Below are 17653 nucleotides of genomic sequence, written 5' to 3' on the forward strand. Positions count from 1 at the left end.
CGGGATCGTGCCGCGTGCACGAACCAGGGCGGGTTCTCTCACTCTGCGACGATCTCCGGCTCGTAGCCCGCGGCGCGCAGGGTGTCCAGCGCCAACTGGGTGTGCTCGGGGCCGCGGGTCTCGATCGAGAGCTGCAGGATCATGTCGCTGAGCTGCAGTCCATGGCCATGCCGCGTGTGCAGCACCTCCATGACGTTCGCGCCGACCTGCGAGAGGACCTCGGCGACCCGCGCCAACTGGCCCGGACGGTCGGGCAGCGGCACGCGTACGGTGGCGTAGCGGCCGGAGGCGGCCAGACCGTGCGAGACGACCCGCTGCAGCAGCATCGGGTCGATGTTGCCGCCGGAGAGGATCGGCACGGTCTTGCCTGTGCCGTGCACCTTTCCTGCCAGGATCGCGGCGACGCCGACCGCGCCGGCCGGCTCGACGACCACCTTGGCGTGCTCCAGCAGAACCAGGATGGCACGGGCGATGTCGTCTTCGGAGACGGTGACGACCTCGTCGACGAACTCGCGGACGATCTCGAAGGGGATGGCTCCCGGGCGGGCGACGAGGATGCCGTCGGCGATCGTCGGATGAGTGGTGATCTCCACCGGATGCCCGGCCTCGAGGGAGGGCGGCATCGCCGCGGCGTTCTCGGACTGCACGCCGATGACGCGCACCGTGCGGCCCGCGGCGGCCGCGGCCTGCTTGATCGCAGCGGCCACCCCGGCGATGAGGCCGCCACCGCCGATGCCCATGATCACGGTGTCGACGTCTGGGACCTCCTGGTAGATCTCCAGGCCCAGCGTGCCCTGACCGATCACGACGTCACGGTGATCGAACGGCGGGATCAGCACCGCGCCCGTGCGTTCGGCGAACTCCGCGGCCAGGCGCAGCGAGGTGGCCACGGTCTCGCCCTCCAGCACCACCTCGGCGCCGTAGCCGCGTGTGGCGAGCAGCTTGGGGACGGGCACGCCCAGAGGCATGAAGATCGTGGCCGGGATGCCGAGGGCCTGGGCGGCCAGCGCGACACCCTGCGCGTGGTTTCCCGCCGACGCGGCGACCACTCCGCGAGCGCGCTCCTCGGCGGTGAGCTGCGCGAGGCGGTAGGACGCACCCCGGATCTTGAACGAGCCCGTGCGCTGCAGGTTCTCCATCTTCAGCAGCACCGGCGAGCCGAGCACGTCGCTCAGGGCGCGCGACAGCTCGGTGGGCGTGTGCGAGATCACCCCGGCGAGACTCTCTGCTGCGGCTGAGAACTCGGCCAGGCTCGGGACTGCGGTCATCGATTCCTCCTCGTCCGCTCGCGCGGCACTGTGCTCCAGATGAGATCGGCGTCGGGTTCCTCACCCGTGCGCCAGGCGCCGGTGCTGATGGTCACCGCCGCCACGTTGATGAATGCCGCCAGCGGCACGGCGAACAGCGCACCAGGGATGCGGGCGATCATGGCGCCGCCGGCGACCACGAGCACGACGGCCAGCGGGTGCACCTTGACTGCGGAGCCCATCAGGATCGGCTGCAGGATGTGCCCCTCGAGCTGCTGCACCAGCAGTACGACGCCGAGCATGGCCAGTGCGATCCACGGGCCGTTGTAGACCAGGGCGAGGAAGACCGCCACGGCACCGGTGACCACGGCTCCGACGATCGGCACGAACGAGCCGAGGAAGACGAGCACGGCGACCGGGATGGCCATCGGCACCCCCAGCAGCGCTGCACCGGCGCCGATGCCGACCGCGTCGATGGCTGCGACGAGCATCTGCGTCCGCGCGTAGTTGATCACGGTGTCCCAGCCGTTGCGGGCGGCGGCGTCGACCGCGGGCCTCGCCCTCCGGGGGAACAGCCGCAGAGCCCACTTCCAGATGCCGTTGCCGTCGGCCAGCAGGCAGATGAGGATGAACAGCGAGAGCAGCGCTCCGGTGAGCACCTCGGCCGCCGTCCCCGTCACGGCGCCGGCGGCGCTGAGCAGCCAGTCCTGCTGCTCGGTGATCAGGGAGCGCAGCTGCTCGAGGTATCCGTCGATGTCGGTCTCGGTCAGATGCAGGGGCCCGGCGAGCAGGAAGCCCTTCAGATCCTCGATGCCTGCGGCGGTCCGCTCCTGCACGTCGGCGAGCTGTTCGCGCACCTGCCAGACGACCAGCCAGACCAGGCCCACCACGACGCCGATCGCACCGACCACGGTCACCGCGATCGCCAGCCAGTGGGGGAACCTGCCCCTCAGCATCAGTTGGAACGCCGGCCACAGCAGTGCGGTGATGAGGATGCCGACCATCAGAGGGATGACCAGTGCCTTGAGCAGCATCACCAGCCAGATGAACAGGGCGATCGCCCCGGCGATGACCAGCAGGCGCCAGGCGTAGGCGGCCGTCACTCGCAGCGGCACAGGAACCACCTCGTCCACCTCGGTGGTGATCGTGCGGTCGGTGACCGGCGGATAGTGGCGGAACGGATTGCGGAACCTCGGTGCGGGGTTGTCGCTCATTGTGCAATTCTACGTACCGGGCGCGATGCCGCCCGGTTCCGTGTCGGTGGCGGCGGATAACCTGGCCGGATGACATCCTCGAGCGCCCCGTCGACCGCCTCGCCGTCGAGATCGCAGACGCTGAGCGCCGCAGAGGCCAGACGGATCGCGCTGGCGGCTCAGGGCTTCTCCCGTCGGATGCCGGATGCCGTCGCCCCACGCCATCTGCACCGGGCGATGGATCGGCTCGGTGTGCTGCAGATCGACTCGGTGAACGTGTTCGCGCGCTCGCACTACATGCCGATGTTCGCGCGGCTCGGCGGCTACGATCCCGCCCTGCTGGATCGCGGCTTCGTGTCGCGGACCGCGCACTACGTCGAGTATCTGGCGCACGAGGCGGCGTTCATGCCGGTGGCGGACTGGGCCCTCTGGCAGTTCCGGATGCAGTTCTGGCGCGACCGCGAGTCCGATCCGGACAGCTGGATGCACGTGCACTCGCGCACGCTCGACTGGGTGCGCGCAGAGCTGCGCGACCGCGGACCGCTGCGCCCGGTGGATCTGCGCGAGGACGCGCCGCGCGAGCGCGGCCCGTGGTGGGACTGGGACGAGGCCAAATCGGCGCTGGAGCACCTCTGGCGCTCCGGCGAGGTGTCGATCGCCGGACGAGTCGGCTTCGAGCGCCGGTACGGCCTGGCCGAGCAGGTCATCCCCGCCGAGGTGCTGTCTTCGCCGGTTCCGAGGGCGGATGCGATCCGCGAGCTCGTGCGACGGGCGGCACGATCGTACGGGGTGGCGACCGTCGCGGATCTCAACGACTACTACCGGCTGCGCGATCAGGCGGCCGTGCGTCAGGCTGTGTCGGAGCTCGTCGACTCCGGCGAGCTGGAGCCGGTGGTCGTGCGCGGCTGGGATCAGGGTTCACGCCAGGTGCAGTCCTGGCGGCACCGGGATGCCGCCCTCCCCCGCCGCATCGACCGCGCGGCGCTGTTGACGCCGTTCGACCCGGTGGTCTGGTTCCGCGACCGGGCCCTGCGGGTGTTCGACTTCGACTATCGGATCGAGATCTACGTCCCCGCGCACAAGCGCCGCTACGGGTACTACTCGCTTCCGGTGCTGGTGGGTGACCGGATCGTGGCGCGCGTGGATCTGAAGGCCGACCGGGCGGCATCCGTCCTGCGCGTGCAGTCGGCCTGGTGGGAGCAGCACGCACTGCCGGAGACGGATGCGGTGCGCATCGCTGAGGAGCTCGCGCGTGCGGCCCTGTGGCAGGGCCTGGAGCGCATCAGCGTGTCGGGGTGGGGTGATGCGGCGGATGCCGTGGCGCATGCCCTGCACGGGCGGGAGAGCGCCGTGGAGCGGCACGTGCACCCCAGGGAATGACTATGCTTCGACAGGCTCAGCAACCCAGGGCGATGGGTCCCTGAGCCCGTCGAAGGGTCAGAATTGAACCCGGGGCGGCTCGGAGATCGCGCTGCCGTCTGCGACCTCGAAGAACTCGCGCTCGGTGAAGCCGAGACCGCGGGCGAACATGTTGTTCGGGAAGACCTTGATCTTGGTGTTCAGCTCGCGCACGCCGCCGTTGTAGAAGCGACGGGCCGCCTGGATCTTGTCCTCGGTGTCGACGAGCGAGTGCTGCAGCTGGAGGTAGTTCTGGCTGGCCTGCAGCTGGGGGTAGGCCTCGGCCACGGCGAACAGGCTGCGCAGCGCCTGCTGCAGGTGTCCCTCGGCGACGCCGGCCTCTGCGGGACCGGTGGCGGAGAGCGTCTCGGCGCGGGCACGGGTGACACCCTCGAAGACCGACTTCTCGTGCGACGCGTAGCCGCGGACGGTCTCGATGAGATTGGGGATGAGGTCGGCTCGACGCTTCAGCTGCACCGTGATGCCGCTCCACGCCTCATCGACGCGCACGTTCAGCTGCACGAGCGAGTTGTAGGTCGACCACAGGTAGATTCCGACGATCACCAGCACGCCGACGATGATCAGTACTGGCCAGAGCCACTCCATGTGCTGCCCCCTCTTGGATGTGCATCCATCCTATGCATCGAACACTGCGCGTCGGCTGGACGACAGCCGCTTTCAGGCGCCGAGAATGCGTTCCAGATGACGGTTGCCGAACAGGCGCTGCGGATCCAGCCGGTCGCGCAGGGCGATGAAGTCGTCGAAGCGCGGGTACCGCTCCCGCAGCTGCTGCGCCGTCAGACTGTGCAGTTTGCCCCAGTGCGGTCGCCCGTCGTGGCGGAGCATGATCTGCTCGACGGCGTCGAAGTACTCCCGCGGGTCGGCGCGCCAGTACCGGTGCACGGCGATGTACGCGCTGTCCCGGCCGGATGCCGTGGACAGCCACAGGTCGTCGGAGGCCGCGAAGCGCACCTCGACGGGGAACTCGATGCGCCATCCGCGGTCGACGATGAGGCGCTGCAGCTCCTCGAATGCGGAGACGAGGTTCTCGGCCGGCAACGCGTACTCCATCTCACGGAAGCGCACGTTGCGGTGGTGGACGAGGACCCGGTGCGACGCGTCGGTGTACTCGCCGCGCCCCGTCAGCCGTACGGCGAGCCGGTTGAACGGCGGGATGATCGCGGGGATCACGCGGCTCACCGCGCAGAACGCCCCGAAGACGCCGTTGGCGAGCACGGTCTCGTCGATCCAGCCCTGCACGAGCGGGACCGGATGCCGCCGAGTCGACTCGGGGAGGCGCGTCTGGGTCTTCGTCAGTGCGACATCGGTGTGCGGATGCCAGTAGAACTCCAGGTGATCCGCGGCATCCGCGCGCTCATGGATGTCGGGCAGCACCTCGTCGAGTGCGACCGGGGCGTCGACGGCGTGCAGCACGAAGGCGGGCACGCACTGCAGCGTCACCTCCACGACGACGCCGAGCGCACCCAGACCGATGACGGCACCGGGCAGCAGTTCGCTGTTCTGCGTCTCGTCGATGCGCAGGAACTCGCCGTCGGCGGTGATCAGGGTCAGACCGCGGACCTGCGTCGCGATGCCGCCGAAGCCCGTACCGGTGCCGTGCGTGCCGGTGGAGATCGCACCGGCGATGGACTGCCGGTCGATGTCGCCGAGGTTCTCCATCGCGAGTCCATGGCGGCGCAGCAGCGCGGGCACCCGATGCAGGCGCGTGCCCGCGAGCAGCGTGACCAGGCCCGTCGCGGCATCCGCGCTGACGAGGCCCTGCAGGTCGTCGAGTTCGAGGAGCACCCCGGGGGCGACCGCGATGCCGGTGAAGCTGTGCCCCGCGCCGACGGCCTTCACCGTCAGTCCCTGTGCCGCGGCGGCCTTGACCGCGCGCTGCACGCCCTCGGGCGAACGCGGCCGTTCGACGCGCATAGGGCGCACGGATGCCGATCGGCCCCAGTTGCGCCAGGTTCCACCCGGACGCGTCACAGGAACGACTTCCCCTCGCCGCGGTACGTGGGCAGCTCGTCCACGATGACCCCGTCGGCGACGAGCTGGTACCGGTCGATGCGCTCGGCGGGCTCACCGCTCTTCGCATGCCGGAACCACACCCGGTCGCCGACCTTCAGTGCACGCGCGGCGTGGCCCTGCAGCGGCGTCTGCACCTCACCGGCCGCCTCGCGCGGCAGGGTGTGCAGGTTCTGCGGCCACACCGCGAGGGGCTGGCGAGACGCCACGGCGGGCCCGGAGGCGATCCATCCGCCGCCGAGCACCGTGGCGATGTCCGCGGCGGGCTTGCGGACGACGTCGAAGGCGAAACCCGTCGCCGGGGCGGGCCTGAACGACCGGTACCCGTCGAACAGGTGCCCGCCGAGCAGCCCGCTGCCCGCGGTGGCCTCGGTGAGCGACTCGTCGCTGCCGGTGAACTCGAGCGAGCCCGTCCCGCCGCCGTTGAGGAACTCCAGCGGGGCGATCGGCAGCATGGCATCCGCGATCTCAGCGCGACGACGACGCAGCTCGTCGCGCGAGCGCGCCTGCACGATGCGGATGACCGGGGCGTCGATGCCGGCGGCATCCCCCTGCCCCGCGATCTGCGCCTCGTACATCTGCAGGCCCACCAGTCGGAACCCGGGGCGCCTCACGACCTGGCGCGCGAAGCCGGCGACATCCGCCGCCGTGTACAGCGAGGAGCGGCGCACGCCGATGTGCCCGAGTCCGGGGGCGCGCAGCGAGGCGTCGACATCGATCGCGACGCGCACCTCGGGGCGCCGCCCCGGCGCGGCGATCGCGTCGATCAGGTCGAGATGCTCGATCGAGTCGATCATCAGGGTGATGCGGGAGGCGAGCCGCTCGTCCGCGAGCAGCCGTCTCAGCCCGGCACGATCCACGCTCGGATAGCCGAGCACGATGTCATCGTGGTCCTCGGCCAGCCAGAGGGCTTCGGCGAGGGTGAACGCCAGGATGCCACGGTATCCAGGGATCGCGAGCACCGCGTCGAGCACCGAGCGCACCCGCACCGACTTGGTGGCCACGCGGATCGGGATGCCGCCCGCGCGCACCAGCAGATCCATGGCGTTGTGACGCAGGGCGTCGCGGTCGATGACGGCGACCGGCGCCGGCAGGTGGGCGGTGGCCTCGGTCATCGAGCGCCAGTGGCGTCCGGGACTGCGCCATGCGGCGGCGGCGGAGTCGGCAGTCTGGCCCTGTTCAGCGGTGAGGTCGAGCACTCCCCCACCCTATGACGTTCGGTACCCGGAATCACCAGTTCAGGCACTGCGTCGCATCGGCGTCCGTCGGTAGGCTGGGCGCGGGCCCCCATAGCCCAACGGCAGAGGCAGGCGTCTTAAACACGCTTCAGTCCGGGTTCGAATCCCGGTGGGGGCACGACATCCGATCGGCGGCCCGATGCCTCCGGATACGCCGATGGCCCGTCCGATCACTCGGACGGGCCATCGCACGTGATGCGGGTCAAGCCTTCGCGTCGACGCTCTCCTTGGCAGGAGCCTTCTTGGCGGGAGCCTTCTTCGCCGGGGCCTTCTTGGCAGCGGGCTTCTTCGCAGCGGGCTTCTCAGCCGCTGCCGGAGCGGGCTTCTCGGCCGCTGCCGGAGCCGACTTCTCTGCAGGCTTGGCCGGAGCGGCGGGTGCCGCGGCGGCGGCCGGACGCGGACGTGCCGCGAACTGCTCGAACACGGCGCGCGGCTGCTGCACGGCCTCGAGGTTCACGATGTCGCGACCCAGCCACAGGTTGTTCCACCAGCCCCAGAGCACACGCCACTTGCGCTCCCAGGTCGGCATGGCCAGACCGTGGTAGCCGCGGTGCGCGACCCAGGCGACGAAGCCCTTGAGGGCGAGGTTGCCGGACTGGAACACGCCGTTGTACAGGCCCAGGCCCGCGACGGCGCCGAGGTTCTTGTGGAAGTAGTCCTTGGTGCCTTCACCGCGCAGCACGGCGACGAGGTTCTTCGCGAGAACCTTCGCCTGGCGCACGGCGTGCTGGGCGTTGGGGACGCAGTAGCCGCCGACGCCGCCACCGGACAGGTCAGGGACGGCTGAGACGTCACCGGCGGCCCAGGCGCCCTCGACGGGCTCCTCCGCCGTGCCGACGCGCAGATCCGCGCGGGTCTGGATGCGACCGCGCTCCTCGACGGGCAGGTCGCCGCCGCGCACGACGGTGGGGTTCGCCATGACGCCGGCGGTCCACACGATCAGGTCGGTCGGGATGACCTCGCCGGTGGAGATCTCGACGTTGCCGTCGACGGCGCCGGTGACCTGGGTGTCCAGGTGCACGTTCGCACCGCGCTTGGCGAGGTCCTTCAGCACCCACTCGCTGGTCTTCAGCGAGACCTCGGGCATGATGCGGCCCATCGCCTCGATGAGGTGGAAGTGGGTGTCCTCGAAGGAGAGCTGCGAGTACTTCGACACGAGCGAGGAGGCGAGCGAGCGCAGCTCGGCGAACGCCTCGATGCCGGCGAAGCCACCGCCCACGACGACCGTCGTCAGCAGACGGTCGCGCTCGGGGCCGGCGGGGATGGCGGCTGCCTTGTCGAAGTTCGAGATCAGCTTGTCGCGCACGGCGACGGCCTCTTCGATGGTCTTCAGCCCGATCGCGTTGTCGGCGATGCCGGGGATCGGGAAGGTGCGCGAGACGGCACCGGCCGTGACGACGATCTGGTCGTAGGCGAACTCGTAGGAGTCGCCGAGCTCGGGGGTGATCGTGGCCACCTTGTTCGCGTGATCGATGCCGGTGATCTTCGCGTTGATGACGTTCGTGCGCTTGAGGTGACGGCGGTGCGCGACGACCGCGTGACGCGGTTCGATCGAGCCGGCGGCGACCTCGGGCAGGAACGGCTGGTACGTCATGTACGGCAGCGGGTCCACCATCGTCACTTCGGCTTCACCCTTGCGAAGGTGCTTCTCGAGCTTCCATGCGGTGTAGAAACCTGCGTAGCCTCCACCGACAATCAGAATGCGGGGTGCAATGCTGTTCTGAGGCACAGGGGGATAACTCCTCGTAATCATGGTTTGGGAGTGCGTCTACCGCGCTCCGTTCGGATGCGCCGGGCAGCTGCGGTGACGCCAAGCGCTATCAGAGTACCAGGGACCGTGAGTGCCAGAAGCGGGAGGGTACCGTATCGCAGGGTCTCGGCGGACGGAAGCAGAGGCGATCCCTGCGCTGTCGGCGGCTCGGCGGCGGGCAGCGGCGGCACCGCGACCGGAGCCGGGCTGTCCGACGGAACAGCAGGGGTCACGGGCGAATCGGCGCGGCGGTACAGCCGCACCCACTCCTTCAGGTCGCCCATCGGGTTCGCCTTGACGGAGGGGATGGATGCCGTCACCGCGGCATCCGCATCCAGCAGCCCGTACCCGTAGAGCACATCCGGGGTGCTGCGCATCTCGGGCACCGGGATCGCCGTCTTGATGAGGCGGTTGATGACGTTCGCCGCGTCCAGCTCGGGGTGGGCCGCACGCACGAGCGCGGCGGCCCCGGCGACGATGGGCGCCGCGCCGCTCGTTCCGTCCCAGTTCACGACCGTGCCGTCGGCCGACATGCCGATCAGGGATTCGCTCGGCGCCATCACCCCGAGCGTGATCCCCTGGGTGGATGCCGCTCGGCTGGCGGTGCCGGTCTGATCCACTCCGCCCACCGTGAGCACACCGGGGATCGTTGCGGGCGCCCCGACGATCGACGTGCCGCTGCCGCGGTTGCCGGCGGCGACGACCACGACGACATCGTGCTCGAAGGCGTACAGGAACGCATCGTCCCAGCTCTTGTCCCACGAGAGGGTGTTGGTCGTCAGCGAGAGGTTGATGATGTCCGCGCCGTTGTCGACCGCCCACCGCATGCCCTCGGCGATCTGCTTGGTGAAAGGCACTGATCCCGCAGCGCCGAAGCTGATCGAGATCGACAGCAGGTTCGCTTCGGGTGCGACGCCGATGAGGCCCGTGCCGTCGGCGTTGCCGCGCCCTGCTGCCAGCGACGCCACCCAGGTGCCGTGGTTCGGGTCGCGCACGCCCACCGGCGTGCGGCCGTCGGCCGTGCCGCCGCCGGACTCGTCCGTGCCGCCCTTGACGGCGCCGTCGAACGTCACCGGCGGCTTGCCCACGCCGGTGTCGATGACGGCGATCGTCACGCCCTTGCCCCGGGTGACCTGCCAGGCGTCGCGGATGCGCGCGCCGTCCAGCCAGTACTCCTTCGCGCGGATCGGATCAGTCGGGTCGTCGGCCACCGGGGAGGTGGGAGCCGGTGTGGGCGACTCGTCCACGGTCGGCACGACGACGGAGGGGACCGCGGATGCCGCGAAGGCCGGCGACCCGGCCAGAAGCACGGATGCCGTCATCGCCGCCGAGACGACGATGCGCGACAGCATCCGCCGCCGCATCATCCCGCCGCTGTCCCGCGCAGCGCGGCACCGGGCTCCGCGCACGCGCAGCGCTCCGGAGACCAGCTCGACCGGGCCAGTGCCTCGTCGCCGATCGGGTTCACGCCGGGTCCGGCCGCGAGGGCGTGACCGGCCAGCGCATGCAGGCACTTCACGCGGGTGGGCATGCCGCCCGCGGAGATCCCGTCGATCTCCGGCACGTCGCCGAATCCGGCTCGGTCGGCGAGGTAGGCGTGGTGTGCGGCCAGATAGCCGGCGGCGACTGATTCGTCCTCGTCGAGAAGACGGGCGAGCTCGGGCATCACCTGCGTGGCCTCGAGCGTCGACATCGCGACCGTGGCGGCCGGATGGGTCAGGTAGTAGAACGTCGGGAACGGCGTTCCGTCGTCCAGCCGCGGTGCCGTGGCGACGACGGTCGGGTTGCCGCAGACGCAGCGTGCGGCGATGCCGACCACACCGCGGGCCGTGCGACCGAGCTGGCTGGACACGACGTCGAGTTCGGCGGGCGTCGGCGTCTCGTAGGGCGGTGTCGTCACCCCTCCAGCGTAGAGGGATCGACCTGTGTGAAGACCCAGCGCCCGCGGCGCAGTCACCGCGTGGGCGCCTCGACGGCGCTCTTCGCGAGGCCCGCGGCAGTCAGGCTGCGCAGCAGCTGCGGCATCCAGTCGGACGGGCGCTCCTGGATGGTGTCGCTGACGTGCTTCTGCTCGGGCGGGATGTCCGCGGGGTCGAGATCGTTGTCCACCAGGTAGACGACCTCGCCGGGACGGACGTAGTAGAGCCGCTCACGCGCCTGCGTGGTGATGTACGCCGGGTCGTCCCAGCGCGTGCGCTCCTGCTCGAGGTCGGAGATCTGATCCTTCGTCAGCTGCACGGACTGCTCGAGTGCGGCGATCTTCTGCCGCTGGTCGATGTAGGTGCCGATCGACGGGACCAGGACCCAGGTGCCGAGGATGACCAGCGAGAGCATGATCACCGCGAAGGTCGACAGCCGGATGCCACCCGCCCATTCGCGCACGTCGACCGCTCTCGCCGCACCTCGCGGCTTCCGCTCGGGAGCGGGCGCGGGTGCGGCAGGGGATGACGAAGGGGGAGCAGGTCGTCGTGCCATACTCCCCCTCCTTCACTTCGGACTGTGGCGCAGATCCCCTGATCAGGCCTGGAAACGCGGGAACGCCGATGCGCCCGCGAAGACCGCGGCGTCGCCCAGCTCCTCCTCGATGCGCAGAAGCTGATTGTACTTCGCGACGCGCTCGCTGCGAGCGGGCGCACCGGTCTTGATCTGACCCGAGTTCGTCGCGACGACGAGGTCGGCGATCGTGGTGTCCTCGGTCTCGCCGGAGCGGTGCGACAGCATCGCGGTGTAGCCGGAGCGCTGTGCGAGGCTGACCGCGTCGAACGTCTCGGTGAGCGTGCCGATCTGGTTGACCTTCACCAGCAGCGAGTTGCCCACGCCGCGCTTGATGCCGTCGGCCAGGCGGGCCGGGTTGGTGACGAACAGGTCGTCGCCGACCAGCTGCACCTTGGCGCCGAGCGCATCGGTGAGGGACTTCCAGTTGTCCCAGTCGTCCTCGGCCAGAGCGTCCTCGATCGTGACGATCGGGAAGTCGCGCACCAGGCCCTCGTAGTACTCGATGAGCTGGTCCGCCGACCAGTCCTTGCCCTCGAGGCGGTAGACGCCGTCCGAGAAGAACTCGGTCGCGGCGACGTCCAGCCCGACGGCGATGTCCTTGCCGGGCGTGAAGCCGGCCTTCTCGATCGCCTTCAGCAGGAAGTCCAGGCCCTCGCGGTTGCTGGGCAGGTCGGGGGCGAAGCCGCCCTCGTCGCCGAGGCCGGTGTTGAAGCCGGCGGCCTTCAGCTCGGACTTCAGCACGTGGTAGGTCTCCACACCCCAGCGCAGCGACTCGGAGTAGGTGTCCGCGCCGATCGGGGCCAGGAAGTACTCCTGGAAGTCGATGCCGTTGTCGGCGTGCTCACCGCCGTTGATGACGTTGAACAGCGGCACGGGCAGCAGGTGCGCGTTGGGGCCGCCCAGGTAGCGGAACAGCGGCAGGTCGGACGAGTCCGCCGCGGCCTTCGCCACTGCGAGGCTCACTCCGAGGATGGCGTTGGCGCCCACCCGGCTCTTGTTCTCGGTGCCGTCGACCTCGATGAGGATCTCGTCGACGATGCGCTGCTCGCTCGCCTCGACGCCCTCGAGGGCCGGGCCCAGCTCATCGATGACGGCCTCGACGGCCTTCAGCACGCCCTTGCCGCCGTAGCGGCTCTTGTCGCCGTCACGCAGCTCGTACGCCTCGAATGCTCCGGTGGATGCGCCGGAGGGAACGGCTGCTCGCTGGACGATTCCATCGTCGAGGAGCACCTCCACCTCGACGGTCGGGTTTCCGCGCGAGTCCAGAATCTCGCGTGCGCCTACAGCCTCGATCAGTGCCACGGGTGTGCTCCTTTTCAGGGAGGGAAGGGGGTGTGGAGCGACGTCGATCCGTGGGCCAGTCTAGTCGTGCGGCATCCGAGACCCCACGGCGTTTCAGACCAGCAGGGCGATGGCCACTCCATCCCAGCCCTTGACGCCCACCGTCTGCAGGGCTGTCGCGTCGAATCGCGGGTCCTCCCCCAGCATCCGCAGTCCGTCCCGCGTGCCTATGACCATCGGATCCGACGAGTCCGGGTTCGCGATCTCGCCCTCGCGCCCGATGTTGTCGACGATGACGACGGTGCCCGGATGTCCCAGCTTCGCGGCCCAGTCCAGGTAGATCGTGTTCGACTGCTTGTCGGCGTCGATGAACACGACGTCGAACCCGCCGACCAGCGTGGGCAGCACGTCTGCGGCGCGGCCGACGCGGATGTCGACGCGGTCCCCCACTCCCGCCGCGTCGATGCTCGTGCGCGCGACCGCCGCATGCGCCGCCTCGGCCTCGATCGTGACGACGCGCCCCTGGTCGCCGACGGCTCGCGCCATCCAGATCGTGGAGTACCCGCCGAGCGTGCCGATCTCGAGCACGCGTCGCGCTCCTGCCAGACGCACGAGCAGGTTCAACAGCTTGCCGGCGACCGGGGCGACCTCGATCGCGGGCATCCCCGCGGCCTGCTGCGCGGCGAGGGCGGCGTCCAGCGCGGGGTCATGCCCGACCAGGGTCTCGGCGAGGAAGTCATCGGCAGCGCGCCAGGCGCCCGGAGTGGAGTCCATGCCCTCACTCAACCCCGGCGCGCCGCCCCGGTCAACCCTTCGGCTCAGCCCACCGGCCCCCGCCCCGCCGCACGATTGTCCAGGTACGCCTGCAGGATCGCCGCGCCGACCTCTGCTCCGTCGACGGTGACCACGAGCGGCCGCTTGTCCCGGCGCTCGACCTCGACCGCGGGGCCGGTGCGCAGCACGATGCCGGTGCGTCCGTCCAGCCCGAGCCTCCAGCCGAAGCCGCCGAACTCGCCGATGGGGTGGCACTCGACGGCGCGCACCGAGACGATCTCGTCCAGCGGCACGTGCACACGGGGGAAGCCGATCTGCGAGCGGACCATGAAACCTTCGGCCCCCGCGCGCACCCGGAACGACGCCGAGGAGGCGAACGCGAATCCGATGATCGCGAGGGTCAGCAGCGGGATCCAGAAGGCTTCGTGGGCCTCGACGACCATGACGGCGGTGATGCCGACCACGACGACGACCACCACTCCGATGAGGATCATGACCGCGCGGGGCATCGTCGCGGTGGCCATCCACACGACCCGCTCCCCCGCCGCGATCGAACTCAGGTGCGCCGGCCTCAAGGGCGCCGCGGGAGTGGGACCCACATCGGGCTGCAGCACCCAGCCGGCGGCGGTCAGGACGAGCAGCGCGCAGAAGCCGCCGATCACCACCGGCCAGATCGGTCCGACCTGCGACGCATCCGCGATCCCGCGCTGCACGGCGACCGATCCGAGGTTCATCACGGCGCTGAGCCCGGACAGGCCGAGGGCCATCGCTCCCAGCAGCCGTGCGGCACCACCCCACTGCTGCCGTCCCATCGCGAGCGTGCCCACCACCATCAGCAGGGGCAGTCCGAGACCGAGTGCGATCGTGATCCACAGGTAACTCGAGGCCGCACCGAATCCGTCGGCACTGCCGACGCCCCAGTGCGTGGCAGCGGGATCGGGCAGTTCCGGAAGCCAGACGGCGATCAGGCCGACGGCGACCGCCGTGATGATCACCGGAAGCACGAGCCCGATGACGATCAGGGCGCGGCGCGCTCGACGAACCTCCGTCTCGTGCACGGCGGTCACGGACTGCTCGTAGGTGTTCATGGGGTCATCTCCTTGATGAGTGCGGCGAGCGTGGCAGGGGTGAGTCCGAGTTCCGCGGCATGGTCGACCAGCGCGGCGATCTCGTCGGAGAGTTCGGCGAGCGGGGCGGCGGATGCCGAGATGACGGCTCCGCGCCCGCGGCGCAGATCGATCAGCCCCTCGTCGCGCAGCTCCTGGTAGGCGCGCAGCGCCGTGTGCACGTTCACGTCCACGGCATCCGCCACTTCGCGAGCGGCGGGCAGACGGTCGCCGGGACGCAGCCGCCCGGCGAGCACATCGCCGCGCACGGATGCCGCGATCTGCTCGAACAGCGGCCGGGCGCTGTCGGGATCGATTCGAATGAGCATGACCACCCCTTTCGCCACTTATTCTATTCCAACTAGATCAACTAGTGCAAGTAGATCAATTGTGGACGCTCGCCAGCCGATGCGGACCATGCTGCGACGACCGCGCAGAATGTCGGCATGCGCATCACTCCCCGACGGCTCGCCATCGGCATGAGCCTGTGGATCCCCAACCTGTTCAGCGGCATCCGCATCCGTCGCTTCAGCGATGACTGGACGCACGCCACCGTCGAACTGCACGTGAACGTGTTCACCCGCAACTACGTGAAGACGGCGTTCGGCGGGTCGATGTCGGCCATGACCGACCCGTACTTCTTCATGCTGGTGATGCACCAGCTGGGCCGGGACCACGTCGTGTGGGACACCCGCGGCGAGATCGAGTTCCTCAAGCCCGGCCGCGGCGTGCTGACCGCGCACTTCCATGTCCCCGAGGAGAAGGCCGCCGAGCTGCGAGAGCGCGCCCGAGGAGGTGCGAAGGTGCTGGAGTGGTTCGAGACGGTGATCACGGATGCCGACGGCGACGTCGTCGCGAAGGTGCGCCGCGAGGTGTACGTGCGCGAGAAGAAGCGCGTGACGGCGACCGACGCGCGATAGGTCTCCCGTTGTTCACCTTGCGCTGACACGATGGACGGATGCCCCTCGCACGCAGTCTGACACTGACGGATGCCGTCGCCATCGGCCTCGGCTCGATGATCGGCGCCGGCGTGTTCGCCGTGTGGGCGCCCGCGCTCGGGGCGGCCGGATCCGGCATCCTCATCGCCCTGGCGATCGCCGCGTTCGTCGCCTTCTGCAACGCGACCTCCTCCGCCCAGCTCGCAGCGGTGCACCCGGTCTCGGGCGGCACCTACTCGTACGCCCGCGCCGAGATCGGCCCCTGGGCGGGGTACGTGGCGGGCTGGTGCTTCGTGATCGGCAAGCTCGCGAGCTGCGCGGCGATGGCGATGACCTTCGCCGCGTACGCCGCCCCCGAGCAGTGGCGCACGCCCGTCGCGGTGCTCGCGGTCGCCGCGCTCGGCGCCGTGAACTGCTTCGGGGTCACGCGCACGGCCCTGCTCACCCGCATCCTCGTCGTCGTCTCCCTGCTGGGGCTCGCGGTCGTCGTCGCGGCCGGCTTCGCCACCGAGCCCGGCGCAACCCCCGCTCCGCTTCCGGATGCCACCGCGTACGGAGTTCTGCAGGGCGCCGGGCTGCTGTTCTTCGCGTTCGCCGGCTATGCCCGCATCGCCACGATGGGCGAGGAGGTGACCGACCCCACGCGGAACATCCCGCGGGCGATCGTGCTCGCCCTGGGCGGCGCCATCGTGGTCTACGTGCTGGTCGCGCTGGCCGTGATGCTCACGCTGGGCGCGGATGCCGTCGGCAGCGCGCACCCCGTCGCCGATGTCGTCACCGCGAGCGGGTGGTCCTGGGCGGGACCCGTCGTGCGGGTGGCCGCTGCTGCCGCATCCCTGGGCGCGCTGCTCGCCCTGCTCACCGGCATCGGCCGCACCACGCTGGCGATGGCGCGCGAAGGGGATCTGCCGCGCTGGCTGGCTGCCGTGAACGCCCGCTGGCAGGTGCCGCGCCGGGCCGAGATCGTGATCGCGGTGATCGTCATCGCGGTCGTGCTGGTGGCAGACCTGCGTGACGCGATCGGCTTCTCCTCGTTCGGCGTGCTGCTGTACTACCTGCTCGCGAATGCCTCGGCCTTCCGCCAGGGTGCGGACGTGCGGCGCTACCCGAAGGCCCTGCAGGTGCTGGGCGCGCTCGGTTGCATCGTGCTGGTGAGCACCCTGCCCGTGCTCGCCTCCGTCATCGGCACCGTGGTCGTGCTGATCGGCATCGCCTATCGGGCTGTGCGGCTGCGGGTGGCGGCACGCCGCTGACGTCGGCGGCCGCCTTATGCGCCACGAAACGGGGACTGCGGGTCCCGGGTCACCGGATTGCGGATGCGGCCAGCGCGGCGGCGACGGCGGGCAGCAGGGCCTCGGCGGTGCGGCGGTATCCGAGTGCACTGGGATGGAACCGATCGAGGCTGAACATCTGCTCCGGCTCGTCGAGGAACAGCGGTCCGACGGTCCTGCCCAGGGAGACGGATGCCGCGCCCGCCTGCTCCGTTCCCTCGGCCTGAGCCTCGGCGAGCCTGCGCGAGAGCCGGGACGCCAGCGTCCGCAGCGGCTGAGGCACGGGACGCAGCGCACCGAGGTCCGGGCAGGTTCCGACCACGACCCGGGCGCCGCGCGCCTGAAGGCGATCGATCGCCTCGACCAGGTGCCGCACGGATTCGGCGACGGGAATCCGATGAGTGACGTCGTTGCCGCCGACGACGATCACCGCGACGTCCGCCCGGTCCTCGGGCGCGAGCCGATCCAGCTGCGCGGCGAGGTCAGGCGACTCGGAGCCGACGACGGCGAGCGAGCGCAGCCGCACGGGCCGCCCGATGCGCTTCGCGAGGCTCTTCGCCAGTCGTCCACCGAGGGTCTCCTTGGGCCGGGTCGCACCGAGTCCCGCGGCGACCGAATCACCGATGATCAGCAGGTCGACCGGTTCACCGGGCAGGCGTCGCCGCCACACGCGGTCCACGGCGAGGGCATCCTCCCCGAGAGGCTTGCCGATGCGGCGGCGGGCGACGGCAGCCTGCCGCGCGAGGCCGAAGCGGATGCCGAGCACAGCAGCTCCCAGCACGACGGCGCTCATCGCAGTGACGCGGATGCGATCCATGCATCCGATCCCACCGCGCCGATGTGAACGCCCCGTGAACGGGCGGCCCGGCCCCCTGCACGACCTGGGCACGTAAGCACGACCGGATGCCGGAGTGCCCGTGCAGGTGTTCC

17 protein-coding genes and 1 tRNA gene are annotated in these 17653 nt (G+C 70.2%); 4 read left to right on the top strand and 14 right to left on the bottom strand.

The genetic code is table 11. From position 1 onward, the window contains the following. Window positions 1-38 precede the first annotated feature (38 nt). Both ilvA and QF046_RS05835 read right to left on the bottom strand, forming a co-directional pair. Window positions 39-1268 carry a threonine ammonia-lyase gene (ilvA, locus tag QF046_RS05830; protein ID WP_307367178.1) on the bottom strand — a complete coding sequence of 410 codons (1230 nt, stop codon included), beginning with the start codon at window positions 1266-1268 and terminating at the stop codon, window positions 39-41. Continuing rightward, a complete protein-coding gene (locus QF046_RS05835; RefSeq protein WP_307367181.1) occupies window positions 1265-2461 on the bottom strand; it encodes an AI-2E family transporter in 1197 nt (398 codons plus the stop codon). Before QF046_RS05835 ends, ilvA begins: the two co-directional genes overlap by 4 nt. Window positions 2462-2530: 69 nt before the next feature. Between QF046_RS05835 and QF046_RS05840 the strand changes: the two genes are divergently transcribed. Further along, complete coding sequence (locus QF046_RS05840) at window positions 2531-3820, top strand: winged helix-turn-helix domain-containing protein (RefSeq protein ID WP_307367183.1); 1290 nt, start codon at window positions 2531-2533, stop codon at window positions 3818-3820. Window positions 3821-3877: 57 nt separating this feature from the next. On the opposite strand, the gene QF046_RS05845 is transcribed toward QF046_RS05840, so the two are convergent. The 3 genes from QF046_RS05845 to QF046_RS05855 form a co-directional block, all read right to left on the bottom strand. Then, complete coding sequence (locus QF046_RS05845; protein ID WP_307367185.1) at window positions 3878-4444, bottom strand: LemA family protein; 567 nt, start codon at window positions 4442-4444, stop codon at window positions 3878-3880. Between the two features lie 72 nt (window positions 4445-4516). Further along, a complete protein-coding gene (locus QF046_RS05850) occupies window positions 4517-5830 on the bottom strand; it encodes a D-arabinono-1,4-lactone oxidase (protein WP_307367187.1) in 1314 nt (437 codons plus the stop codon). Further along, complete coding sequence (locus QF046_RS05855) at window positions 5827-7068, bottom strand: alanine racemase (RefSeq protein ID WP_373425666.1); 1242 nt, start codon at window positions 7066-7068, stop codon at window positions 5827-5829. The genes QF046_RS05850 and QF046_RS05855 overlap by 4 nt, the downstream gene beginning before the upstream one ends. Before the next feature lie 84 nt (window positions 7069-7152). Here QF046_RS05855 and QF046_RS05860 point away from each other — a divergent pair. Next, window positions 7153-7225 (top strand) — tRNA-Leu (locus QF046_RS05860). A gap of 84 nt (window positions 7226-7309) precedes the next feature. On the opposite strand, the gene QF046_RS05865 is transcribed toward QF046_RS05860, so the two are convergent. From QF046_RS05865 to QF046_RS05900, 8 genes are all read right to left on the bottom strand, one after another. After that, window positions 7310-8860 (bottom strand): NAD(P)/FAD-dependent oxidoreductase, encoded by a 1551-nt coding sequence (locus QF046_RS05865; protein WP_307367189.1) that lies wholly within the window; start codon window positions 8858-8860, stop codon window positions 7310-7312. After that, a complete protein-coding gene (locus tag QF046_RS05870) occupies window positions 8857-10209 on the bottom strand; it encodes a S8 family serine peptidase (protein WP_307367191.1) in 1353 nt (450 codons plus the stop codon). Before QF046_RS05870 ends, QF046_RS05865 begins: the two co-directional genes overlap by 4 nt. Window positions 10210-10220: 11 nt before the next feature. Continuing rightward, a complete protein-coding gene (locus tag QF046_RS05875; protein ID WP_307367193.1) occupies window positions 10221-10757 on the bottom strand; it encodes a DUF501 domain-containing protein in 537 nt (178 codons plus the stop codon). A gap of 53 nt (window positions 10758-10810) precedes the next feature. Beyond that, the gene (locus tag QF046_RS05880) at window positions 10811-11332 is read right to left on the bottom strand and encodes a septum formation initiator family protein (protein WP_307367195.1); all 522 of its coding nucleotides are present in this window, start codon (window positions 11330-11332) and stop codon (window positions 10811-10813) included. Window positions 11333-11374: 42 nt separating this feature from the next. Continuing rightward, complete coding sequence (gene eno, locus QF046_RS05885) at window positions 11375-12655, bottom strand: phosphopyruvate hydratase (RefSeq protein ID WP_307367197.1); 1281 nt, start codon at window positions 12653-12655, stop codon at window positions 11375-11377. A 93-nt stretch (window positions 12656-12748) separates the two neighbouring features. Next, complete coding sequence (locus QF046_RS05890; RefSeq protein WP_307367199.1) at window positions 12749-13408, bottom strand: O-methyltransferase; 660 nt, start codon at window positions 13406-13408, stop codon at window positions 12749-12751. A gap of 44 nt (window positions 13409-13452) precedes the next feature. Then, a complete protein-coding gene (locus QF046_RS05895) occupies window positions 13453-14496 on the bottom strand; it encodes a DUF1648 domain-containing protein (protein WP_307367200.1) in 1044 nt (347 codons plus the stop codon). Continuing rightward, window positions 14493-14843 carry a GntR family transcriptional regulator gene (locus QF046_RS05900; protein WP_307367203.1) on the bottom strand — a complete coding sequence of 117 codons (351 nt, stop codon included), beginning with the start codon at window positions 14841-14843 and terminating at the stop codon, window positions 14493-14495. The genes QF046_RS05895 and QF046_RS05900 overlap by 4 nt, the downstream gene beginning before the upstream one ends. 117 nt (window positions 14844-14960) lie before the next feature. Between QF046_RS05900 and QF046_RS05905 the strand changes: the two genes are divergently transcribed. Both QF046_RS05905 and QF046_RS05910 read left to right on the top strand, forming a co-directional pair. Then, entirely contained in the window at window positions 14961-15434 is a 474-nt protein-coding gene (locus QF046_RS05905; protein ID WP_307367205.1) for a DUF4442 domain-containing protein, read from the top strand. Window positions 15435-15472: 38 nt separating this feature from the next. Continuing rightward, complete coding sequence (locus tag QF046_RS05910; protein WP_307367207.1) at window positions 15473-16705, top strand: APC family permease; 1233 nt, start codon at window positions 15473-15475, stop codon at window positions 16703-16705. A 49-nt stretch (window positions 16706-16754) separates the two neighbouring features. On the opposite strand, the gene QF046_RS05915 is transcribed toward QF046_RS05910, so the two are convergent. Beyond that, the gene (locus tag QF046_RS05915) at window positions 16755-17540 is read right to left on the bottom strand and encodes an SGNH/GDSL hydrolase family protein (RefSeq protein WP_307367209.1); all 786 of its coding nucleotides are present in this window, start codon (window positions 17538-17540) and stop codon (window positions 16755-16757) included. Between the last annotated feature and the right edge of the window lie 113 nt (window positions 17541-17653).

It is taken from the genome of Microbacterium sp. W4I4, assembly GCF_030816235.1.
Taxonomy (GTDB): Bacteria; Actinomycetota; Actinomycetes; order Actinomycetales; family Microbacteriaceae; genus Microbacterium.